Here is a 21,939-nt window from a genome sequence, read left to right as displayed (position 1 = left end):
CGCCGGTGACCCTCTACATCGACCCGCCGACCTGGCCCGGCCACGGGCGCATGTGGTCGCACCTGGTCAGCGACGTGTCGTACGACGAACTCCACCTGTTCGCCGAGGGCCTGGGCATGCCCCGCCGGGCCTTCGACAGCGACCACTACGACGTCCCGTCCCACCGCTACGCGGACGCGGTGGCCGCGGGCGCGGTGCAGGTCAGCAGTCGCGAGGTGGTCCGCCTGCTGCACTCGGCCGGTCTGCGCAGGCGCAAGGGGCGTCAGGCCCGGCGGACGTAGAGCCGCAGCCCGGCCTCGGTGTCGTCCTCGTCGTGGGCCGTGCGCTCCTCCTCCACGGTCGCGCGGGTGAAGCCCGCCCGGGTGACCACCCGTTGGGACGGCAGGTTGGCCGGTTCGATCGTGGCGATGACCGAGTCGACGTCGTCCCGGGCCAGCGCCCACTCGGTCAGCGTGCGCAGCGCCTCGGTCGCGTAGCCGTGGCCGCGGGCGCTGCCGACCAGGTCGTAGCCGATCTCCACCCGGCGCTCGTCGTCCGGCGCGCCGTGGAAGCCCATGCCACCCACCGCCCGGCCGTCCTCGGCCCGCACCAGGGCGAAGACCCCGAACTCGGGGCGGTGCACGCCGGCTTCGTACGCCTTCGTCAGATAGGAGCAGGCCTCCCGGGTGCCCTCGTACGGGCCGTCGTCCAGCCAGTCGAAGCCGCCGTCGCCGCCGAGGGCCAGATCGCGGGCGGCGGCCGGGCGGATGCCGGTGAGGGTGACGCGTCCGGCCGGCAGGACGAGGTTGTTGTACCAGGTCCAGTCGGTGACCGGGGCGCGGCCGGGCAGCTCGCCGCGGCCGGTCGCCCACAGCAGCGTCGGCCAGGGCGCGGGGCCGGGCTGGACGTGCGGGAAGAGCCGGGTCAGAACGGACTCGGCGAGTCCGGCGGGCGGTTCGTAGGGCAGGCCGAGGCCCCGGGCGATGTCGTGGGTGTGCAGCAGGGCCTCGGCGACGCCCATCGCGGCGTAGCCCTCGCCGTCGGCGCTGCCGAAGCGGGCGGGGTGGAAGGCGCGGACGCCGGGCGGGGTGGTGCGGACGGCGGCGGCCAGCAGGGCGCCGGTGGCCTCGATCACCTGGAGCAGGCCGGCGTTGTCGGTGCCCTCGGGGAGGGTGATGCGCAGCGGGAGGCGGTCCTGGGCGCGGGCGGCGAGGCGGCTCGCGTACGCGGCGAAGTCCTCGGCGATGTGAAAGGCCGTGGTACGGCAGCTCCACTCCAGACCGGCCGCGCCGACCGCGTCCCAGTCCCGGTCCAGCGCCGTGCGCAGGACCGCCGCGCAGCTCGCGACGGCCTCCTCCACCTGATCCCCGCTCATGGTCCGCATGCGCGCACAGTACGGCGGTGGTGTCCTCAGGTCGACAGCATTTCCAGCTCGGACGTGAGGTTGTAGCGGGCGGTGGCCTCCCAGTGCTCCTGCCCGTACGGGGTGCGGTACAGCCGGGGCAGGGCGAGGAGCTGACGCAGGACCGCCGAGCGGCCGGCGCGGAAGGCGTCGCCCGGTACGAAGTGGTACTCCTCGCGGACCTCGGCGGTGTAGACGGCGTACGCCGACGGGGGCGCGGCCAGGATCGCGAGGTCGGCGTCGCACAGCACCTGCCCGTCGCGGTCGTCGTCGGCCGGGTCGTGGCCGACGGTGAGCCGGACCAGCCGGGCCACCTCGGCCGTCCTCGCCTCCGGCACGCCGGCCTCCGGGAGGGCGCGCTCGGCCAGCCGCGCGGACCGCTCCTCGTTCTCGGAGCGTTCGGGGAGGTAGACGGCGTCGTGGAACCAGGCGGCGAGGCGGACCGCGTCCGGGTCGGCCGCGTACTCCTCCAGCACGTCGACGTGGTCGAGCACGGCGGTGAGGTGGGCCACCGTGTGGTAGCGGCGCTGCGGCTCCTGCCAGCGGGCGAGCAGGTTGTCGGCGTAGGGGGCGGGGTCGGGGCCGCCGCCGGGGGAGCGGGCTGCTTCCAGGGCGCGGGCGAAACGGAGGCGCAGGGCGTCGAGGTCGGCCATGTCCCCATTCTGTCGGGTGCCGGTGCCGGTGCCGGTGCCGGTGCCGCGTCCCGGCCGCCCGTCCGTTTCGCGCGTGACGGGCGTCCCCGGCGGCCCTAGCGTGCTCCCCATGACTGAGACGCAGGAAGTACGCGATCCCGAGCTCCCCGGGCGGTTGCTGGCCACCGAGCGCGACGCCCTCGTACCGCTGCTGCGGTCGCGGCCCGACGCCGACTTCGCGCTGCCGTCGGCCGGGTGTCCCGGCTGGTCGGTGCGGGACGTGCTGGCGCACTGTTCCGCCGTGCTGACGCGGGTGGTGGAGAACCGGTTCGAGGCGGGCGTGTTCTCGCCGGAGTCGAACGAGCGGGACATCGCCGAGCGGGCCGGCTGGACGAACGCGCGGGTCGTGGACGAGCTGGAACGCGGGATGACGGAGGCCGGACCGGTGATCGCCGGGTCGGACGGTTCGCTGGACGCGATCGCCCTCGGTGAGTGGGTGCACGCCGGGGACGTGCGGGAGGTGCTGGGGGCGCCGGGGGCGTACGCCGGGGCCGGGCTGCCCCACGCGCTGACGCTGCTGGCGCGGCTCACCCGGCAGAAGGAACACGTGCCGCTCCACGCCGACCTGGACGACCTCGACGAACCGCTGCGGCTCGGCGCGCCGGCCGCCGACGGCCCGCCCGCCCGGTACATCGGCGACGCGGCCACGCTCGTACGGCTGTACGCGGGGCGGCCGCTGAACGGGGCGTCCTACGAGCTGGCGGGGGCCCGGGAGGAGGAGCTGAACATCTTCGGGTGAAGGGCGTCCTCCGGCAGGCGTAGTCTTGGACCGGATTGGACTAGACCTGTAGCGCCGACGAATGGGGTGCCATGAGCAAGCGTGCAGTCCTGGAGGTGATCGCGCTCGACGTCGAGGACGCGGTCGCCGCCCAGGCCGGAGGCGCGGACCGACTGGAGCTGGTCACCGAGATGGCGGCCGACGGGCTCACCCCCGCGCCCGCCACCGTCGCCGCGATCCGCGCCGCCGTCGACATCGACCTGCGCGTGATGCTCCGCCTCGCCGACGGCTTCGCGGCCGGCGACCTGGACCGGCTGATCGGCGTCGCCGACGCGCTGCGCCAGGCCGGCGCCGACCAGTTCGTGCTCGGGTTCCTCGACACGGACGGCGGCGTGGACCTGGGCGCGGTGGAGCGGGTCGTCGACGCGCTCGGCGGCTGCCGCTGGACCTTCCACCGGGCGATCGACCGGGCCGCCGACCGGGACGCCCTGCGCAAGCAGCTCGCCGACCTGCCGGGTCTGGACACCTACCTCACCGCCGGCTCCGCCACGGGCGTGGACGACGGCCTGCCCACGCTGCTCGCGGAAGCGGCACACGATGGCGAGCCCGGGTACGAGCAGCAGATCATGGTCGGCGGCGGACTGCGCCTCGACCATGTCGCGCGGCTGCGCGCGGGCGGGATCACCGCGTTCCACATCGGCGGCGCGGCCCGCCCCGACGGCTGGCAGGGCCCGGTCTCGGCAGCGGCGGTCGCCCAGTGGCGCACGACGCTGGACGGCGAGGCCGCCTAGCCGCGCGCGCGGCGCGGGCCCCGCGGTTGCGGTCGCGGTCGCCGGGTGGCGCACGGCGCGGACGGCGACGCGAGCCCCGGCTTCGGTAGCTGCGGTCCGCCCAGTGGCGTACGGCGTTTGACGGCGGGGCTGCCCAGTCGCGCGCGCAGTGCGCTCGGGGCGGTCGCCCACCCAGTGGCGGACGCACTGGGACGGGGGCACGGCTGTCGGCGCGCGACCTGGTTCCGGTGGCGGCGCTCGGCGGCGACGCACCCGTTCGCGCGCGGGTGGCGCACGGCGCTGGACGGATGCGCGCGGCCCGGTTTCGGCGGCTGCCCGGTCCGCCCAGTGGCGTACGACCTTTGACGGCGGGGCTGGCCGGTCGCGCGCGGGGTGCGCTCGGGGCGGTCGTTCACCCAGTGGTGTTCGCGCGCGGCGCGGTCTCGCCGGCCGCGGTCGCCGGGTGGCGCTCGGCGCTGGACGGCGCCGCCGCCTCGCGCGCGGGGCCCGGTTTCGCCGGACGGGGTCTCCGGGGCGGCGCCCTCGTCCCCGCTGCCTACTCGGTGAGCTGCGGCGGCAGAGGGGCCGTGTGCGTCACGATCAGGCCCGACACCGCGCGGGTCAGCGCCACGTACAGGCGCCGCAGGCCCGTGCGTTCGTCCGGCTCGCCGTCCACCACGGCCTGCGGCTCGTCGAGGACCACGTAGTCGTACTCCAGGCCCTTGGCGAGCGAGGCGGGGACCAGGGTCAGCCGGGTCTCGCGGGTGGTCTCCTCACCGGGGGCCAGGTACGGGATGCCGGCCGCCGTCAGGGCCTCGGCGAGCGCCGGGACGCGGGCGTCGGCGGCGATCAGGCCGGTCGAGCCCTCGTTGCGCAGCAGCTCGGTGCACGCGGCGACGACGTCGCCCGCCCCCGTGGCCGTACGCACCTCGAAGAACCCGGGGTTCTCCCGGACGGAGGCGACCGGGGTGAGGCCGGGCGCGATGTGCGGCAGCAGCCGGGAGGCGTACGCGATGACGTCCGCCGGCACGCGGAAACCGGCCGTCAGCTCCTCGACGGCACCCTCCGGCTTGCCGAGGTGGGCCAGTGCCTCCGCCCAGCTCCGGGTCGCCCACGGGGTCGTCCCCTGCGCGAGGTCGCCCAGCACGGTCGCGCTGCCGGTGGTGCAGCGGCGGCCGACGGCCCGGTACTGCATGGGCGAGAGGTCCTGCGCCTCGTCCAGGACGACATGGCCGAGCGAGTGCGTGCGCTGGATCAGATCGGCCGCCTCGTCGATCAGCACGGCGTCCGCCGGCGACCACGTGGCCGCCTTCACGCTGCGCACCGCCTTGGCCCACAGGATCGTCTTCTGCTCGTCCTCGTCCAGGAGCCCGTCCGCGTGCTCGGCGAGGAACTCCGCGTCGGTCAGCAGCCGCAGCACCAGCTTGGCCGGGTCGACGGCCGGCCAGACCGCCTTCACGGCCGCCTTCACCGCGCTGTTGCGGGCGACCGCGTCCTGCACCCGGTCGTCCGGGGCCTCCCCGGCCCGCTCCATCTGCACCAGCACCGCGTGCGCGATGCGCTGCGGCAGGGCCTCGCGGGCCGCGCCGTAGCGGATGTCCCGGTCCAGCAACTCCCGGACGATCTCCTCCAGTTCGTACGCCGGTACCCGCCAGCGCCGCGAGCCGCGCACGACCACCACCGGCTCGCCGGGCATGGTCACGTGGGAGTACAGCGCGCGCCGGAGGACCTCGGCCATCCGGGCGTCGCCCTTGACGATCGCGGCGGCGGCGTCGTCCGTGCCGCGCACCTCCACCTGCGCGACCAGGTCGTCCACGGTCGCCTGCCGCACGCTCAACTCGCCGAGCGCCGGCAGGACCTGCTCGATGTAGTGCAGGAAGGACCGGTTCGGCCCGATGACCAGCGTGCCGGTGCGGGCCAGCCGCTCCCGGTGGGCGTAGAGCAGGTACGCGACCCGGTGCAGGCCGACGGCGGTCTTCCCGGTGCCCGGGCCCCCCTGCACGCACACCGTGCCGCCGAGCCCGCTGCGGACGATCTCGTCCTGCTCGGGCTGGATGGTGGCGACGATGTCCCGCATCGGGCCGACGCGGGGCCGCTCGATCTCCTGCTGGAGCAGCTTGCTGGTGGTGGCGGCCCCCGACGACTCCGCGGGGTCGGAGAGGTGCTCGTCCTCGTAGGCGGTCAGATCGCCGCCGGTGTACCCGAAGCGGCGGCGCAGCCCGACGTCCAGGGGGTCCTTCCTGGACGCCCGGTAGAACGGCTGGGAGACCGGTGCGCGCCAGTCGATGACCATGGGGTCGCCGTCGGCGTCGTGGACGTGCCGCCGCCCGATGTAGAACCGCTCGCCGCCGGCGCCCTCGGCCCGCTCGGCGCCCGGGGCGTGCAGGTAGTCGAGCCGGCCGAAGAACAGCGGGGTGTCGCTGAGGTCGGCCAGCGCCTTGATGCGGTCGTCGATCTGGCGGGAGAGCACCGCGGCGTTGACCCAGTTGGCGGTGACGTCGCTGATGTCGAGCGCCTCCACGTCCTCGCGCATGGCGCGCAGGGCGGTACGGGACGCGGCGAGGTGGGCGCGCTCCCGGGCAAGGGGGTCGTCGAGCGGGTCGTGGGCGGGCGTGGACAAGGGGGTGCCTCCGGTTGGCCTGCTGCGGGCTACGACGATGCCGCCCGGTTTCCGGCCGGGCGACGGCACTCCGTGGGGGAGGCGGGCAAGAGCGGAGATTTTAGGTGAGGGGGCCGGGTCGGGGCCACTGCATTTCCGAGCCCCGCCGGCCGGGACCCCTAGGGGACGGGTGGTCCCAGGGCCAGGGACGGCGTCCACCCGGAGATCTACGCGGGGCCGTCCAGGTCTGCACCCGCAGACCGATGCGGCCGAGGGGTCCGGAGTTCCACCATGGAGACATGAGCGCAGCAAGCATCACACCGGCACCCGTCCGCCCCCCATCCGGCGCCACGGCCGTCGACGGCCCCCACCACCACCCGCTGGGCAACGCCCTGCGCGCCGTGAAGGTGTTCCTGGAGGCTGCCTTCAGCGTCGTCATCCTCGGCGAGTACGGCGAGGAAGCGGGCATACACCACAAGTGACGGCATAGGGTCGCGTCCGTGCGGAAACGGACGTTGACGCCCTCCTGCCCTGCCCTGCTCCTCCTCGCCCTCTCCCTCGCCGCCTTCGTCACCCTGTGCGTCCTGCGCGGCGCGCCCATGGCCGATCTCCTCGTCTACCGGGCCGAGGGCGCGGCGGTGGTCCACGGCACCGACCTGTACGGCTTCACGGTCACCGAGTGGCACCTCCCGGCGACCTATCCGCCCTTCGCGGCGCTCCTGTTCGTCCCCGCGGTCTGGCTTCCGCTCCCGGTCCTGAAGGCCCTCTTCCTCGCGGGCAACGCGCTGCTGCTCGCCGCCCTGGTCGCCCTCTCCGCCCGCCTGGCCTCCCGGCCCCTGCCCCCGGCCCCGCTCTGCGCGGCCACGGCCCTCGCCCTGTGGCTGGAACCGGTCTTCCAGACGCTCCTGTTCGGGCAGATCAACCTGGCCCTCGCCTGCCTCGTCCTGTGGGACCTGACCCGCCCGCCCGGTGCCCGCGCCAAGGGCGTGGCCCTCGGCATGGCGGCCGGGCTCAAGCTCACCCCGGCCGTGTTCATGGCGTACCTGCTCGTGCGCGGCCGGGTGCGGGAGGCGGCGACGGCGGGGGCGGCCTTCGCGGGGACGGTCGCGCTCGGTGCCGCCCTGCTGCCCTCGGCGAGCGTGGACTTCTGGACCCGGCGGCTGTTCGAGACCGGCCGGGTGGGCAAGGCGTGGATCGTGGACAACCAGTCCCTGCGCGGGCTGGTCGCCCGGGCGCTGGGCGACCCCGCGCCGGGCCTGGCCTGGGCGCTGCCGGCGGCGGTGGTCGCCGTGGTGGGCCTGGCGCTGGCCGCACGGGCCCGCCGGGAGAGCCACGGCCTCCTGCTGACCGCGGGCACGGCCCTGCTGGTCTGCCCGATCAGCTGGACCCACCACTGGGTGTGGTGCGTGCCGCTGCTCGCCGTGCTGCTGGCGGAGGGCCGCGCCCGCACGGCCGTACTGGTGGCCCTGGTCTTCACCGCCCGCACGATGTGGCTGGTGCCCCACGAGGGCGCCCGCGATCTGCAACTGCCCTGGTGGCAGCAGCCGTTGGCGGCCGCGTACCCCCTGCTGGCGCTGGGGCTGCTGGTGTCGTACGACAGCGTGGCCGGCCGCTGTGCACCGGCCCCGGCCACCAGTCCCCGGTGAAGGGGCCGGCCAACCGGTCCGGTGTCACCCCGCCGACGGGTCCGTGCCGTCCCCGGCACGGGTGTCCGGGGCGCGGGCGTCCCCTCCCGAACGGCCGTCGCCGTGGCCGTCACCGTCGTGGCGTTCGTCCCGCGCCTCGCGGCTCCGCGGAACGCGCCCGCCGCCGCCCGCGCGGCCCTGGCCGGCGCCGGCGATGACGACGACCTCGTCACCGGCGGTCCAGCACCGGCGTTCGGCCTTGGGCGGATTGACGCGCAGCCCGTAGCCGGGGGCGCGGCCGGCGTCGGCGTGGCTGCGGTACCCGATGGCGCACTCGCCCCGGCCGCGCGCCGCGGCGACGACCGTGGCGAACGACGCCTCCTGGCCGGACAGGACGTAGTCGGCGGCCGGCCGCAGATGGACCTGGGTGCCGCCGGCCGAGAACAGCTCGTCGAACACCGCCGCCAGATGGCGGTTCTGGGAGATCTGCGTCATCAGCAGCCCGACCAGCTTGCCGCTGATGATCACGTCGGCTCCGGGGCCGAGCGGTGCGAGGGGCCGGTTGCCGTCGTCGGCGAGTTCGGTGACCACCGGCAGCTCCCGGCCGATCCGCTGTTCGAGGTGGCGCAGCACGAGCAGGGTGACGAGCGTGCGGTTGTCCGGCTCCTCCGGGGGTTCCCCGGGCCGCGGGTCCCGGCCGAGCACGATGACGCTGTCGTAGGAGGCGATGTCCAGGCCGTACAGCGTCTCCGGCCGGGTGGTGTCGCCCGCGCGGTGCACACATCTCCCATGGGCCTCGCCGGTGCCGCACGCCGTCCGCACGCTCGCCCCGTCCTCCTCCGTCACCACGTCGGCGACGGAGCCGGGCGGTGCGTTGCGGCCCCACTCCCGCAGGATGAGCGGCGCCCGGCGGTTCCAGCCCAGCACCAGCAGCCGCTCCGGCCGGGTCTCCCGCGGCCGGGGTGCCGCCACGAGCCGCTCCTCGACCCACCGTGTGCAGTCGGCGAGTTCGGCGGTGTCGTCGTCGGCGGCGATGACGATGATCCGGTCGTCCGGCCCGATCACCGTCCCCGCCGGGGGGTTCAGCCAGGGCCCGTCGGCACGGACCAGCCCGACCGCGCACGCGTTGCCGTAGGAGAGCAGCACGTCACCGAAGTCGCGGCCGACCAGCGACGGGTGTGAGGCCGGGTAGAACTCGTCCCCGGCGAAGTCGAGGAGTTCGCGGTGGACGAGGGACAGCCCCGGGCGGCGCGCGGCCTGGGCGATGAGCCGCGCGGTGACCGTGTCGCTCTCCACGACGATGCCGTGCTCTCCCGCCGCCAGGCGGGCCGCGAGCAGGTAGGCGCTGTCCCGGACCGCGGCCACGACGGGCGCGGCGGCGTCGTCCCCGGACACCGCCGCCCGCAGGGCCAGCAGGGTCTTGACCACGTCCGCGTCGCCGCGCGGGTCGTCGGGCGGCAGCACGAGCACCGAGTCGGCCGTGGCCGGACTGGTCAGCGCCAGCACGGCCGGATCGGTCGGCGGACCGCTGCGGCAGACCAGCCGGGTCCGGCCGGTGGGCCCCACCTTGCTGTACAGGGCCTCCTCCATGGCCGTCTTGTCCCGGTCGGCCAGGACGGCCACGGCCGAGCGCCGCTGGTTGGCGCCCGCCGCGACCAGTTCGCCCACTACCGTGAACACCTGCTCCGACCAGCCCAGCACCACCACGTGGCCGTGCTCGACCAGCGTGGAGCGGCCGCGCCGCAGGGCGATGAGCCGCTCGGTCAGCCCGGTGGTGATGAGGCCGACGAGGGTCGAGACGTACACCAGGGCGACGAGGGCCAGCAGCACCGACAGCAGCACCCGCACCGGGGTGCCGGTGGTGCCGCCCAGCCGCAGCGTCTCCCCGGTCAGGCGCCAGACCTGCGCCAGTTTCCCGGAGAGGCCGGCCGGGGGGTGCGGAGCCGTCCACACCAGCACCGCGCTCGCGGGGACGACGAGGGCCAGGCAGACCGCCACCAGCCAGCCGACCAGGGCCGAGGTGCCGCGCGCCAGGGTCGTGTCGAACCAGTACCGCGCTCGCGCACCCGCCCCGGGACGCCGCTGTTCCACCTTGTTCCCCCTCCGCACACGGGCCTGTAGGGGGCAGTGTCCTGACCCGGCGCCCCGCGACGCGCGGCGCGCGGCGCGATTCATCCCTTCGCCGTAATCGGGTGCGGCCGGACCACCCCGGCGTGCCCCCGCGCACCCCTGCCGCACCGGTTTGAACGGCGGTCTTCGCCCGTCCGTGCCCATTCGCCGCGATCCGGGGTGCGGCGGCCCGGCGGGCCAGTAGAAGTTCGCCATGACCGAAGACCACCAGGCGGGCGCCGGCAACGGCGGCCTGACCAGGCGTACGCTCACGGCCGCCGCCGGCACGACCACCGCGGCCACCCTCCTCGGCGCGGGCAGCGCGGCGGCCCTGCCCGCCGCGGCGCCCCCTCGCGCCCCCGCCCCGGCGGCCCCCTCCGGCGGGCGCGGCCCGGACTTCGACCGCTGCCTCGCCGCCGCACGGGCCCTGCTCGTCGTGGACTCCGGCGACCGGCCCCTCGTCCCCGGCTACCAGCGCGTGCTCAAGGACGGCCTCCCGCGACGGCGGGCGGGCGGGCCGAGGAGCGTCCTGGTCATCGGAGCGGGCCCGGCCGGCCTCGTCACGGCCTGGCTGCTGAAGCGGGCCGGGCACCGCGTGACCGTCCTGGAGGCCAACGGCAACCGGGCGGGCGGACGCATCAAGACCTTCCGCCGCGGCGGCCACGAGAAGGCGGCGCAGCCCTTCGCCGACCCTCACCAGTACGCCGAGGCCGGCGCGATGCGGCTGCCCGGCAGCCATCCGCTGGTGATGGACCTCATCGGCCAACTGGGCCTGAAGAAGCGGCCGTTCTACTACGTCGACGTCGACGCGGACGGACGCCCCGCCTCCCACACCTGGATCCACGTCAACGGCGTCCGGGTGCGGCGCGCCGACTACGCCCGCGCACCCCGGCGCGTCAACCGCTCCTTCGGCGTCCCGCGCGCCCACTGGGACACACCGGCCGCGGCCATCCTGCGCTCGGTCCTCGACCCGGTGCGCGACGAGTTCAGCACCGTCGGCCCGGACGGCAAGCGCGTCGACAAGCCGCTGCCCGAACGGGTGCGGGGCTGGGCCAGGGTGATCCAGCGCTTCGGCGACTGGTCGATGTTCCGCTTCCTGACCGAGCACGCGGGCCTGGACGAGCGGACGGTCGACCTCATCGGCACCGTCGAGAACCTCACCTCACGGCTGCCCCTGTCCTTCGTCCACAGCTTCATCGGCTCCTCCCTGATCAGCCCGGACACCGCGTTCTGGGAGCTGGAGGGCGGCACGGCCGTCCTGCCCGACGCCCTGCTGGCCAAGGTCCGCGACACCGTGCGGTTCGACCGGCGGGTCACCCGGATCGAGTACTACGACCCCGCCCGCGCCGCCGGCGACACGCGGCACGTCCACGCCAAGGGCCCCCACGTGTGGGTGGACACCGTCTCCGAGGGGCGCGGGGGCCGGGTCGTGCGGGAGCAGTTCACCGCGGACGCGGCCGTGGTGACCGTGCCCTTCTCCGGACTGCGGCACGTGCAGATCAGCCCGCTGATGTCGTACACCAAGCGCCGCGCGGTCACCGAACTGCACTACGACTGCGCGACCAAGGTGCTGCTGGAGTTCAGCCGCCGCTGGTGGGAGTTCGACGAGGCCGACTGGAAGCGGGAGCTGAACCGCGTCGACCCCGGCCTCTACGACGCCTACCGCACCGGGCGGACTCCCGGCGACGGCCGCCTGCTCGGCGCGCACCCCTCCGTCCCGCGCGGGCACATCACCCCCGGCCAGCGCGTGCACTACGCCGCCAACCGCGCCGGCGGCCGGGACCAGCCGGAGGCGGCCCACGTCATCGGCGGCGGCTCGGTGTCGGACAACGCCAACCGCTTCATGTACCACCCGTCCCACCCGGTCCCCGGCAGCGAGGGCGGGGTCGTCCTGGCCTCCTACAGCTGGGCCGACGACGCCCTGCGCTGGGACTCCCTCGACGACGACGCCCGCTATCCGCACGCCCTGTGCGGCCTCCAGGAGGTCTACGGCCAGCGGATCGAGGTCTTCTACACCGGCGCGGGCCGCACCCAGAGCTGGCTGCGCGACCCCTACGCCTACGGTGAGGCGTCCGTGCTCCTGCCCGGCCAGCACACCGAACTGCTGCCGTCCATCCCGGAGCCCGAGGGCCCCCTGCACTTCGCGGGCGACCACACCTCCGTCAAACCGGCGTGGATCGAGGGGGCCCTGGAGTCCGCCGTGCGCGCCGCCCTGGAGGTCCACTCGGCCTGACGGATCAGCTCTCGGCCAGGATCTCGTCCGCGTCGACGATCCGGTAGGCGTACCCCTGCTCGGCCAGGAAGCGCTGCCGGTGGGCGGCGAAGTCCTGGTCGATGGTGTCGCGGGCGACGACCGAGTAGAAGTGGGCCTGGTGGCCGTCGGCCTTGGGGCGCAGCACCCGGCCGAGCCGCTGGGCCTCCTCCTGCCGGGAGCCGAAGGTGCCGGACACCTGGACGGCGACCGTGGCCTCGGGCAGGTCGATGGAGAAGTTGGCGACCTTCGACACCACCAGCACGCTGATCTCGCCCTCGCGGAACGCGTCGAAGAGCTTCTCGCGCTGCGCGTTGGAGGTCTCGCCCTTGATCACCGGGGCGTTCAGGTGCTCGCCCAGCTCGTCCAGCTGGTCGATGTACTGCCCGATGACGAGGATCTGCTGCCCGGCGAACCGGCGGACGATCGCCTCGGTGACCTTCCGCTTGGTCGCCGTCGTGGCGCAGAAGCGGTACTTCTCCTCCGTCTCGGCCGTCGCGTACGCCAGCCGCTCGGATTCGGTCAGGTTGACCCGGACCTCGACGCAGTCGGCGGGCGCGATGTAGCCCTGCGCCTCGATCTCCTTCCAGGGCGCGTCGAACCGCTTGGGCCCGATGAGGGAGAACACGTCCGACTCGCGGCCGTCCTCGCGCACGAGGGTGGCCGTGAGCCCGATCCGCCGCCGCGCCTGGAGATCGGCGGTGAACTTGAAGACGGGCGCGGGCAGCAGGTGCACCTCGTCGTAGACGACCAGGCCCCAGTCCCGGGAGTCGAACAGCTCCAGGTGCGGGTAGACGCCCTTCCGCTTGGTCGTCAGCACCTGGTAGGTCGCGATGGTGACGGGCCGGATCTCCTTCCGCGTCCCGCTGTACTCGCCGATCTCGTCCTCGGTCAGCGAGGTCCGCTTCACCAGCTCGTGCTTCCACTGCCGGGCGGAGACGGTGTTGGTGACGAGGATCAGCGTGGTCGACTTCGCCTGGGCCATGGCCCCGGCCCCGACCAGCGTCTTCCCGGCGCCGCAGGGCAGCACGACGACCCCGCTGCCGCCGTGCCAGAAGTTCTCCACGGCCTGCTTCTGGTACGGGCGCAGCGTCCAGCCGTCCTCCAGCAGCTCGATCGGGTGCGCCTCGCCGTCGACGTATCCGGCGAGGTCCTCGGCCGGCCAGCCCAGCTTCAGCAGCGTCTGCTTGATCTGCCCGCGCTCGGAGGGGTGCACGGCCACGGTGTCCGGGTCGAGCCGGGCGCCGACCAGCGGGGCGATCCGCTTGGACTTCAGCACCTCCTCCAGCACCGGCCGGTCGGTGGTGGTGAGGACCAGCCCGTGCGCGGGGTGCTTGGTCAGGGTGAGGCGGCCGTAGCGGTCCATCGTCTCGGCGATGTCCACGAGCAGGGCGTGCGGCACGGGGTAGCGGCTGTACTGCACCAGGGCGTCCACGACCTGCTCCGCGTCGTGCCCGGCGGCGCGCGCGTTCCACAGCCCGAGCGGGGTGACCCGGTAGGTGTGGATGTGTTCGGGGGCCCGCTCCAGCTCGGCGAAGGGCGCGATGGCACGCCGGCAGTCGTCGGCCCGCTCGTGGTCGACTTCCAGGAGCAGGGTCTTGTCGGACTGGACGATCAGCGGACCATTCACGCGCGGCACCCTTTCCATGACGGCCAAACGTCCAGTGTGCCTCATGCGGCCTCAGGGCTCCACGGCCGCAAGATCGGCGGCGGCGCCGGACACCGGGCGCAACCCCCGCGCCCCGCCGCGAGTCCTGACACACGACGAGGCGGCGCGGGTGCGCGGCCGGGTGAGGAGTTCGGGGATGTCGGCACGCAGATGGGCCGTCGGCAGCGGAGCCGTGGTGGTCCTGGTGGCCACCGGCACCTGGGCGATGCGGCCGGGAACCGTCGACACCCGGCTGTGGGAGGAGATACGGCCGGTCGTCGAGGCCCGGCTCGCGGCGGACAGCCACGGCACCGGCTACGGCGAGGACGTGCCCGCGCTGCACGCGCGCTGGTTCTGCCGGGCCGAGGCGCTCGACGTGGCGGAGCACGGCGGCGAGGTGCGCGCGGGCGTCGACACGCTGTGCCTGGAGTACGGGGTGCGCGGCGGCGGCCTGGTGGAGTGCGGCGGCGGACGGGGGCCGCAGGTGGTGCGGCTGGAACGGGACACGGACGGCGGGTACCGGGTCCTCTCGCGCGAGGCGCCGCCGGACGGCGCCGGGAACGAGGACTGGACCGAGGCCCACTTCGGCTTCCTGGCCCGTTCCCCCCTGGACGACACGACCCCGTCCGACGTCCTGGAGAGCGCCGCCCGCGCCCACTTCGGCCTCCCGGCGGACACACCGGTCGGGGACTGCTAGAACCCTTTCAGTCGTCCGCCAGCTCCGCGACCCCGGTGATCCGGTGCAGGGGGAACGTCCGCACCTCGTCCGCCGTGTGGTCGTACGCCGTCACGAAGCCGCCCTCGACCCGGATCGGGGCGATGACCCGCTGGCTGGCGGCGCCCTCGGCGTTGACGTAGCCGATCCACACCGAGTCGCCGGTCAGGACGGCGGCCTGCACGGTGGCCAGGGTCTCGGCGGCGGAGGTGCGGGGCAGCTCGCCACCCGCCAGGGGCTCGCCGACGGGCTTGCGCGGGGTGGTGGCGGCCAGGTCACCGGCCCGGATCGCGCGGATCGCCGCCGAGAGCAGCGTGGCGTCGGGCGGCGGCGGCCCGTCCGGCACCGGCTCGGGCGCGGTGCGCGGCGGGGTGCGGTGGGCGTGCGCCCGGGTGATCAGGACATCGCCCTCCGCGGACTCGGCGGCGGGCGCGTACCCCATCGCGCGCAGCCCCTCCAGCAGCGCCGCCGGGTCGGCCGGGGCGGCCAGCACGGTCGGCGCCAGGCGGCGCAGGCTCAGGGCCGCGGCGCGCTTGTCGGCGAGGATCTCGTTCAGCAGGGCGTCGTCGTCGCAGCGGACGTACGCCGAGGCCGCGCCGACCCGCAGGTGGCCGTGCCGGCGGGCCACGTCGTCGATCAGGTAGGCGAGCGGCTGCGGGATCGGGGTGCGGGAGTGCTCGACGAGGAAGGCGTGCAGGTCGGCGGCGGTCCGGCCGGCGTCCAGGGCACGGCGGACGGAGGCCGGGGTGAACCGGTACACGGTCGCGCCGCCCTTGGACTCCACGTTCGCGAGCACCCCCAGCATGTCCGCGAGCGGGCGCCGCAGCGGGCCGGGCGCCACCGCCGTCAGGTCGGCCTGGAGCAGCACGTGGTCCAGCGGCTCGGGCAGCAGCGGGGCGAGCAGCCGGGCAGCGGCGTCGGCCGCGGCGCCCTGCTCGGCGGGGGAGAGGGGCGCGGGCCGCTCGGGGGCCCGGTGGTGGTGCACCGGGAGCTTGTCACCGGGGCCGGTGGGCTCGGCGGGGCCGGCGTCCGGGGCGGCGGGGCCGGCCGGTGCCCCCAGCAGCGCGCGTCCCTGGGACGACAGCGCGCCCCGGCCCGTCACCCCCAGCAGTTCCGCCTCCGACAGGGTCCAGCGGGCCAGCCGGGAGCGCAGGTCGTCGTCGCGGGCACCGTCGCGCCGGGCCCCCCGCAGGGGCCGCTCCCAGCGCAGCCGGGCCAGCACCGACTCCGCGTCCGGCGCCGCGCCCCGCGGCAGCGCGGCCAGCAGGGACAACACCCGGTGCCGCACCTCGGGCGCGGCGGAGCGGTCGAGGCCCGGACCGAGCGCCGACAGCGTCCGGTCCTTGGCGTCCCGGCCGCCGACCAGCCCCGGCGTACGGGTGGCCGTCAGCCAGGTCCGGGCGAGCCGGGCCCAGCGCTCGGCCGGGGGCAGCTCCAGCCACTCGTCGTAGGCCGGGGTGGCCGCGTACCGCTCGTCGGCCTCGCCGTCGGAGGCGATCAGGCCGGACGCGTAGGCCAGCTCGGCCCAGAACGCGGCGACCGGCTCGGACACGTCCAGCGCCACGGCGGTCCGCTTCAGGTCACGGACGCTCAGACCGCCCGCCCGCAGCACCGCGGGCCCGCCCTCGTCCCAGTCCTTGAGCAGCTCCTCCACCGTGGCCAGCGCGGTGTACGCCTGCCCGGCCGCCGTCGCGTCGACCACCTGCGGGCTGTGGGTCGCGGCCGGCGCCACGGCGGGCGGCAGCGGTTCGGGCGCGCGGTGGGCGCGGCCCTCGCGCAGATGCAGGGCGACCTCGCGGGGCAGCACGACCGTGCCGGGCGCCGTCGGCAGCAGCAGACCGCGGTCCAGCAGCCAGCGCAGGTGCGCCGCCGGATCGGCGGTGACCTGCCCGTACGGCGGCCCCCACACCAGCCGGGACAGCACCTCGCGGGCCGCCTCCGGGGCCCCGGCGAGCAGCTTCGCCATCTTCTTGCGGTGGGTGAACAGCCCGGTCAGCGCGGCCACGGCGGACACCGAGTCATGGGTCGACGGCAGCCCGGCCGTCGTCACGATCTCCTGGATCCGCCCCGGCGACATGCCCGAGGTCGCCTCCTGCACGGTCGGGCCCAGCCCGGTCGGGGACGGGTGCTGCGCGGACGGCGCGAGCAGCTCACGGGCGGTCCGCACCAGCCGCAGCCGGTCGTCGTCGCCCCACACCAGGGCCTGCTCGCGCAGGGTGGCGACGGCCCGGGGCAGCGCGCGGGCGACCGTCTCGTCGCCGGCGTCCCCGGCCATCAGACCGAGCAGCGTGTCGTACGACGCCGGGTCCGGGGCCACGGCCAGCGCCTCCGCCGTCTGCAGCGCGAACCGGTCCAGCCGCTCCAGGGCGCGCAGCACCGAGGCACGGGTGCCGGCGCGGGTGGCGAGCTGGGTGAGGTCGGTGGGGACGGGGGTGATGAGGTCGGGGCGGCTGCGCAGCAGCGCGGCCAGGGAGGCGTCGTCCCGCGCGCGGAGCGCCTCCGCGAGGGACCGAGGGGCTGAGTGGGCCTCGGGGCTCATCCGGCCAACGGTAGCGGACTTCCATATGCCTGCGGCATCCGCGAGAAGCGGTACGGTCCTCACGGAGTATCAGTCGGCGTCACCCCGGAGGGGTCGCGTGGGGATCGAGAGCGACCAGGTCGTCTACGAGTATCTGAGCCGCGTCGGAGACATCGCCCAGCAGCGCCAGCTGCCGTCGGCGACGCGGATGCGGCTCGTGTCGGAGCTGCGCAACGAGATCGACCGGCACCGGGCGCAGTCGACGGTGGACTCGCCCGCCGCGGTCCGCCGCATCCTGGACCGCATGGGCAGCCCGGACGAGGTGGTCGCGGCGGCGGGCGGCACCGGCGGCCTCCCGCAGCCCCCGCCCACCGCCGTACCCGAGCAGCCCTCCTCGCGGGAGCGGGCGCCGGAGCCGGCCGGGCGGACGCGGCCGAAGGGGTTGCGCCGGGTAGTGCCGCGCCCGCGCCCCGCCGAGCCGGAGCCGCCGGCCGCGCGGGACGTACCGGCCCCGCCGCACCTCGCCCCCGCGCACGAACTGGGGGACGCCGCGGCACCGCCCGACTGGTGGCGCGTGGGCACCGCCGGGCCCGCGGGGGACACCGACCCGGTGCCGGGGTTCGTCGGCGGCGTGGAGATCCCGGAAATGCTCAGGAAGCCCCCGCGGGCGGCTGCCGCCGAGAAGGCCGAGCCGGCGCCGGAGCCCGCCGTGGCCGCGCCGGAGGCGGCGCCCAAGCGCCGCCGCCGCCGCCTCCTCCTCCCCCTCCCGTCCGCCGGCTGGTCCAACCCCCTGCTGCTGCTGGCCGCCGCCGCGCTCGTCGCCGGCGCGGTGCTCGGCAACTGGTTCGCGCTGCTCCTCGGCTGGGCCATCGCCTACGGCTCCCGGCGGCTGACCCCCGCCGAGACCAAGTGGGCGGTGATGGTCCTGCCGGGCACGGCGGTCGCGGCGGGGCTGGTGTGGCTGTGGGGCCGCAACGAGGGCCGCTGGGGGGACCCGATCGCCCAGGGCCACATGAACGACGCGGTGACCGCCACCTGGCCGTGGGTGGTCAGGGGAGCGGCGCTCGCCTCGGCCCTGTTCCTCCTCTGGCGCTCCCAGAGAAAGTCCGGTTAGCCGCCGTGGGGCTTGCGGCCGTCGTCAGGCCGCGGGTGCGTGGGGGCTGATCGCGCAGTTCCCCGCGCCCCTTGACCACGCTGCGGCTGACCCACCCAAGGGGCGCGGGGAACTGCGCGGGCGACCACGACGCACCCGCACCCGGCGGACAACCCTCACCCCCCGAACCCCACCCGGCCGAACCGCCGGAGGCACCCGGCACAATGGCCCCCATGGCCTCCTCGCTGACCGTCGGTTTCGACCTCGACATGACCCTCATCGACTCCCGCCCGGGCATCCGTGCCTGCTACCTGGCCCTGGCGGAGCGGACGGGGACGTTCATCGACGCCGACCTGGCGGTGACCCGGCTGGGCCCGCCGCTCGCGGAGGAGCTGATCCACTGGTTCCCGGCCGACGAGGTGCCGGCGGTGGCCGACCTGTACCGGGAGATGTACCCCTCCATCGCCATCGCCGCGACGCCCGCGATGGACGGCGCCCGGGAGGCGATCGAGGCGGTGCGGGCGGCCGGCGGGCGGACGATGGTGGTGACGGCGAAGTACGAGCCGAACGCCAAGCTGCACCTGGCCCACCTCGGCATCGAGCCGGACGTGGTCGTCGGCGACCTGTGGGCCGAGCAGAAGGCGGCGGCGCTGCGCGAGTACGGCGCGGGCGTGTACGTCGGCGACCACGTCGGGGACGTCCGCGGGGCCCGTGCGGCGGGTGCGTTCTCGGTCGCCGTGGCGACCGGCCCGTGCCCGGCCGGTGAGCTGCGCGCGGCCGGCGCGGACGTCGTCCTGCCGGACCTGTCCGCGTTCCCCGCGTGGCTCGGCGGCTACCGCGAGGCGCCCGGGGCCGCGCCCCTCGCCTGACGCCGCCCGGCGGCGACGGAGCGCAGGACACCCGCGCCGGCCACGAGAAATCCGACGGCCATGAGCATGCTCAATCCGAACATGTAGGCCGGAAAAGGCTTCGCTCCGAGGAACAGCGGGGCCACCGTGACGAGGGTGGCCACGGCCCCGAGGAAGAAGACGACGGCACCGGCGCGGATCAGTCGGTCGCCGGGCGCGGGGGAATTCGGTTGGGTTTTGTCACGCACCGGACCAGGGTAGTTCCCTGCGCGAGAGAACAACCGGGGGACGTCTTGTCACCCGCCCCAAGACCATTAGCCTTGGTACCGGCGGGTCGTGGTCGACCCGCTCTAGTGCTATCAAGAGCCGTTTCCAAGCAGTTTTCCCGACGAGATACGAGGACGAGGACAGACGTGCCTACCGGCAAGGTCAAGTGGTTCAACAGCGAGAAGGGCTTCGGCTTCCTCTCCCGCGACGACGGCGGTGACGTCTTCGTCCATTCCTCGGTTCTCCCCGCCGGAGTCGATGCGCTCAAGCCGGGACAGCGCGTGGAGTTCGGTGTCGTCGCCGGTCAGCGCGGTGACCAGGCCCTGTCGGTGATCGTGCTCGACCCGACGCCGTCCGTCGCCGCCGCCCAGCGCAAGAAGCCGGACGAGCTGGCGTCGATCGTGCAGGATTTGACGACCCTTCTCGAGAACATCACGCCGATGCTGGAGAAGGGCCGTTACCCCGACAAGACCTCCGGCAAGAAGATCGCCGGTCTGCTCCGCGCGGTCGCCGATCAGCTCGACGTCTGAGCGGTATCCGGAGGTCCGGCCCGCATTACGGGAAAGCGAGCGCGTCGGGGCCGAGGGGCGGCACCAGTCCCTCGGCCGCCGCGCGCGTGAGGAGGCCCCGGACGGCCGCGTAGCCGTCCTCGCCGAGGCCGGCCGTGAACTCGTTGACGTACAGCCCGATGTGCTGGTCGGCGACGGCCGGGTCCATCTCCTGGGCGTGCTCCATGACGTACGGCCGGGAGGCCTCCGGGTCGTCCCAGGCGGCGCGTACGGAGGCCCGGACGGCGTCGGCGAGCCGGCCGAGCCGCTCGGCGCCCAGGGACCGCTTGGCGATGATCGCGCCCAGCGGGATCGGCAGCCCGGTGGTGCGCTCCCAGTGCTCGCCCATGTCGGCGAGCTTGTGCAGTCCGTAGTTCCGGTAGGTGAAGCGGGCCTCGTGGATGACCAGGCCCGCGTCCACCTTGCCGTCCCGCACGGCCGGCATGATCTCGTGGAACGGCATGACCACGATCTCGCCCACTCCGCCCGCCCGTCTCCCACCACCGCCCTCAACCGAGGGCCCTGCGGGCCCGCCCCTCTCAATCCCAAGGGTGTCGGCGGCCCACAGCCGGAACAGAAGGTACGCGGTCGATTTCTCGCTCGGCACCGCGACCGTACGGCCCGTCAGGTCGGCGTCGGCCTCCCGGGTGAGCACCAGCGGTCCGCAGCCCCGGCCCAGCGCACCGCCGCACGGCAGCAGCGCGTACTCGCCGAGGACGTACGGCAGGACGGCGTACGACACCTTCAGCACGTCGAACTCGCCGCGCTCGGCCATGCCGTTGGTGATGTCGATGTCGGCGAAGGTCACGTCCAGCGCGGGGGCGCCGGAGACGCGGCCGTGGGCGAGGGCGTCGAAGACGAAGGTGTCGTTCGGGCAGGGGGAGTACGCGATCTGCAGCGGTTCAGCGGTCATGTGCGTTCCAACTCTCCAATGCGGGCGCGAGCTTCCCGAAGCCCCCGGTGAGGGCGGCGAGGGCGTCACCGATGCGCCAGGCGGCGCGGTCGCGGGGCCCCACCGGGTTCGAGACCGCGCGGATCTCCAGCACGGGCACCCCGTGCGCGGCGGCGGCCTCCGCCACCCCGAACCCCTCCATGCCCTCGGCGAGCGCGCCGGGGTGCCGGTCGCGCAGGGCGGCGGCGCGGGCGGCGGTGCCGGTCACCGTGGACACGGTCAGGATCGTGCCGGTCCGGGCACCGGTGGCCTCGGACACGACTCGTACGAGTGATTCCGGCGGCCGGTGGGTGACGGTCCCGAATCCGAGTTCGGTGACCGGCAGGAACCCGTCGGCGGTCTCGGCGCCGAGGTCGGCGACGGTGATCGCGTCCGCGACGACGAGCGAGCCGAGGGGCGCCCGGGGGGCGAAGCCGCCGCCGATCCCGGCCGAGACGACCAGGCCGTAGGGGCGGCCGGCCAGCGCGGCGGCGGTGAGGGCGCCGGCGGTCGTGGCGGCGGCGAGCGCCGGGCCGACGCCGGCGGCGAGCAGGTCCCAGCCCGCGGCCGTACGGACCAGGGACGCGCCCGGCAGCCGTACCTCCCCGCCCGGTCCGGGCAGCGCCCCGGCCACCGCGTCCCGCTCGACGGGGACCGCGGTGGCGACGAGGACCGGGACCGGAAGAGACGTCGTGATCAGGCCTTCTTCAGCTTGAAGGACCACATGCCCTTGTTCGTGTTCTCGCCCATCCGGATCGACAGGGTGTTGGTGTTGCCCTGGGTGCCGTACTGGACGTTGAAGAACGCGCTGCTCGGGATCGTGCGGTACGTCTCCTTGCTGGAGTCGCTGAACTGGCGGCCGTTGACCAGCACGATCCAGCCCGCGTCCGCGATCTTCGGGTCGACGCCGATGCGGACGGTCTGGTCCTGGCCGATCTTGATCGACTTGATGTCGTCGGCGTTCTTGACGCACTCCTTCAGCGACTTCTCGTCCAGCGCCTTGCCGTCGTTGTAGCAGACGGCCTCGGAGTTGACCGAGTCCCCGCCGACGGTGATCGTCGCGACGGGGCTCGGCTTGTCACAGGCCGACAGGACGAGCAGTCCGGCGGAAACGGCGCCGGCGGCGGCGACGACGCGGCGGCGTCGCGCAACGCGGGGTACATCAGCGGCTTCGCCGCGGGGCAGCGTGGTCATGGCCGAAGGCTATCGGGCGCCCCGAGCCGTCC

Annotated in this window: 20 protein-coding genes; 10 read left to right on the top strand and 10 right to left on the bottom strand. The window is 74.9% G+C overall.

Annotated elements, in window-relative coordinates:
• The first annotated feature begins 5 nt into the window (after positions 1–5).
• Positions 6–281 carry a DUF4031 domain-containing protein gene (locus AB0947_RS10400; protein WP_366749890.1) on the top strand — a complete coding sequence of 92 codons (276 nt, stop codon included), beginning with the start codon at positions 6–8 and terminating at the stop codon, positions 279–281.
• Here AB0947_RS10400 and AB0947_RS10395 read toward each other — a convergent pair.
• Both AB0947_RS10395 and AB0947_RS10390 read right to left on the bottom strand, forming a co-directional pair.
• Positions 263–1,354 (bottom strand): GNAT family N-acetyltransferase, encoded by a 1,092-nt coding sequence (locus AB0947_RS10395; RefSeq protein ID WP_366749958.1) that lies wholly within the window; start codon positions 1,352–1,354, stop codon positions 263–265. The two genes, AB0947_RS10400 and AB0947_RS10395, sit on opposite strands and share 19 nt — an antisense overlap.
• Before the next feature lie 35 nt (positions 1,355–1,389).
• Positions 1,390–2,034, bottom strand: a complete 645-nt coding sequence (locus tag AB0947_RS10390) for a hypothetical protein (protein ID WP_366749889.1) — start codon at positions 2,032–2,034, stop codon at positions 1,390–1,392.
• 109 nt (positions 2,035–2,143) lie between these two features.
• On the opposite strand from AB0947_RS10390, the gene AB0947_RS10385 reads away from it, so the two are divergent.
• Together AB0947_RS10385 and AB0947_RS10380 are read left to right on the top strand one after the other, a co-directional pair.
• Complete coding sequence (locus AB0947_RS10385; RefSeq protein WP_366749887.1) at positions 2,144–2,812, top strand: maleylpyruvate isomerase family mycothiol-dependent enzyme; 669 nt, start codon at positions 2,144–2,146, stop codon at positions 2,810–2,812.
• A 71-nt stretch (positions 2,813–2,883) separates the two neighbouring features.
• Positions 2,884–3,582, top strand: a complete 699-nt coding sequence (locus AB0947_RS10380; RefSeq protein ID WP_366749885.1) for a copper homeostasis protein CutC — start codon at positions 2,884–2,886, stop codon at positions 3,580–3,582.
• A gap of 535 nt (positions 3,583–4,117) precedes the next feature.
• Here AB0947_RS10380 and AB0947_RS10375 read toward each other — a convergent pair.
• Positions 4,118–6,181 carry a UvrD-helicase domain-containing protein gene (locus AB0947_RS10375; protein ID WP_366749884.1) on the bottom strand — a complete coding sequence of 688 codons (2,064 nt, stop codon included), beginning with the start codon at positions 6,179–6,181 and terminating at the stop codon, positions 4,118–4,120.
• Positions 6,182–6,459: 278 nt separating this feature from the next.
• Here AB0947_RS10375 and AB0947_RS10370 point away from each other — a divergent pair, with 278 nt between their 5' ends.
• Positions 6,460–6,642 carry a hypothetical protein gene (locus AB0947_RS10370; protein WP_171155187.1) on the top strand — a complete coding sequence of 61 codons (183 nt, stop codon included), beginning with the start codon at positions 6,460–6,462 and terminating at the stop codon, positions 6,640–6,642.
• 33 nt (positions 6,643–6,675) lie between these two features.
• Positions 6,676–7,806, top strand: a complete 1,131-nt coding sequence (locus tag AB0947_RS10365) for a glycosyltransferase 87 family protein (protein WP_366749957.1) — start codon at positions 6,676–6,678, stop codon at positions 7,804–7,806.
• Positions 7,807–7,830: 24 nt separating this feature from the next.
• Here the strand turns inward: AB0947_RS10365 and AB0947_RS10360 are convergent, their stop codons facing one another.
• Positions 7,831–9,876 carry an NAD-binding lipoprotein gene (locus AB0947_RS10360; RefSeq protein WP_366749883.1) on the bottom strand — a complete coding sequence of 682 codons (2,046 nt, stop codon included), beginning with the start codon at positions 9,874–9,876 and terminating at the stop codon, positions 7,831–7,833.
• 232 nt (positions 9,877–10,108) lie between these two features.
• Between AB0947_RS10360 and AB0947_RS10355 the strand changes: the two genes are divergently transcribed.
• On the top strand, positions 10,109–12,127 hold the full coding sequence (locus AB0947_RS10355) for an FAD-dependent oxidoreductase (protein WP_366749882.1): 2,019 nt from the start codon (positions 10,109–10,111) through the stop codon (positions 12,125–12,127).
• 4 nt (positions 12,128–12,131) lie between these two features.
• Here the strand turns inward: AB0947_RS10355 and AB0947_RS10350 are convergent, their stop codons facing one another.
• Positions 12,132–13,775 (bottom strand): DNA repair helicase XPB, encoded by a 1,644-nt coding sequence (locus AB0947_RS10350; protein ID WP_366749881.1) that lies wholly within the window; start codon positions 13,773–13,775, stop codon positions 12,132–12,134.
• 175 nt (positions 13,776–13,950) lie between these two features.
• Between AB0947_RS10350 and AB0947_RS10345 the strand changes: the two genes are divergently transcribed.
• Positions 13,951–14,490, top strand: coding sequence for a hypothetical protein (locus AB0947_RS10345; protein WP_366749880.1), 540 nt, complete (start codon positions 13,951–13,953; stop codon positions 14,488–14,490).
• A 7-nt stretch (positions 14,491–14,497) separates the two neighbouring features.
• Here the strand turns inward: AB0947_RS10345 and AB0947_RS10340 are convergent, their stop codons facing one another.
• Positions 14,498–17,047: a helicase C-terminal domain-containing protein gene (locus tag AB0947_RS10340; RefSeq protein ID WP_366749879.1), complete on the bottom strand. Its 2,550-nt coding sequence runs from the start codon at positions 17,045–17,047 to the stop codon at positions 14,498–14,500.
• A 97-nt stretch (positions 17,048–17,144) separates the two neighbouring features.
• On the opposite strand from AB0947_RS10340, the gene AB0947_RS10335 reads away from it, so the two are divergent.
• Positions 17,145–18,140 (top strand): hypothetical protein, encoded by a 996-nt coding sequence (locus AB0947_RS10335; protein ID WP_366749878.1) that lies wholly within the window; start codon positions 17,145–17,147, stop codon positions 18,138–18,140.
• Positions 18,141–18,343: 203 nt separating this feature from the next.
• Positions 18,344–18,988 carry an HAD family hydrolase gene (locus AB0947_RS10330; protein ID WP_366749877.1) on the top strand — a complete coding sequence of 215 codons (645 nt, stop codon included), beginning with the start codon at positions 18,344–18,346 and terminating at the stop codon, positions 18,986–18,988.
• Here the strand turns inward: AB0947_RS10330 and AB0947_RS10325 are convergent.
• Positions 18,952–19,215 carry a hypothetical protein gene (locus AB0947_RS10325; protein ID WP_366749876.1) on the bottom strand — a complete coding sequence of 88 codons (264 nt, stop codon included), beginning with the start codon at positions 19,213–19,215 and terminating at the stop codon, positions 18,952–18,954. The two genes, AB0947_RS10330 and AB0947_RS10325, sit on opposite strands and share 37 nt — an antisense overlap.
• 165 nt (positions 19,216–19,380) lie before the next feature.
• On the opposite strand from AB0947_RS10325, the gene AB0947_RS10320 reads away from it, so the two are divergent.
• Positions 19,381–19,764 carry a cold-shock protein gene (locus tag AB0947_RS10320; RefSeq protein WP_189884831.1) on the top strand — a complete coding sequence of 128 codons (384 nt, stop codon included), beginning with the start codon at positions 19,381–19,383 and terminating at the stop codon, positions 19,762–19,764.
• Positions 19,765–19,789: 25 nt separating this feature from the next.
• Here the strand turns inward: AB0947_RS10320 and AB0947_RS10315 are convergent, their stop codons facing one another.
• The 3 genes from AB0947_RS10315 to AB0947_RS10305 are packed head-to-tail and all read right to left on the bottom strand — an operon-like array spanning position 19,790 to position 21,907.
• The gene (locus tag AB0947_RS10315; RefSeq protein ID WP_366749875.1) at positions 19,790–20,695 is read right to left on the bottom strand and encodes a 1,4-dihydroxy-6-naphthoate synthase; all 906 of its coding nucleotides are present in this window, start codon (positions 20,693–20,695) and stop codon (positions 19,790–19,792) included.
• Positions 20,685–21,437 (bottom strand): futalosine hydrolase, encoded by a 753-nt coding sequence (locus AB0947_RS10310; protein ID WP_366749874.1) that lies wholly within the window; start codon positions 21,435–21,437, stop codon positions 20,685–20,687. The genes AB0947_RS10315 and AB0947_RS10310 overlap by 11 nt, the downstream gene beginning before the upstream one ends.
• Positions 21,410–21,907, bottom strand: a complete 498-nt coding sequence (locus AB0947_RS10305; protein ID WP_366749873.1) for a DUF2771 domain-containing protein — start codon at positions 21,905–21,907, stop codon at positions 21,410–21,412. The genes AB0947_RS10310 and AB0947_RS10305 overlap by 28 nt, the downstream gene beginning before the upstream one ends.
• Between the last annotated feature and the right edge of the window lie 32 nt (positions 21,908–21,939).

It is taken from the genome of Streptomyces sp. NPDC047841 (assembly GCF_040704085.1).
Classification (GTDB): domain Bacteria; phylum Actinomycetota; class Actinomycetes; order Streptomycetales; family Streptomycetaceae; genus Streptomyces; species Streptomyces argyrophylli.
Note: the sequence above shows the minus strand (reverse complement) of the source record. Positions and strands in the feature narration are given on the sequence as shown.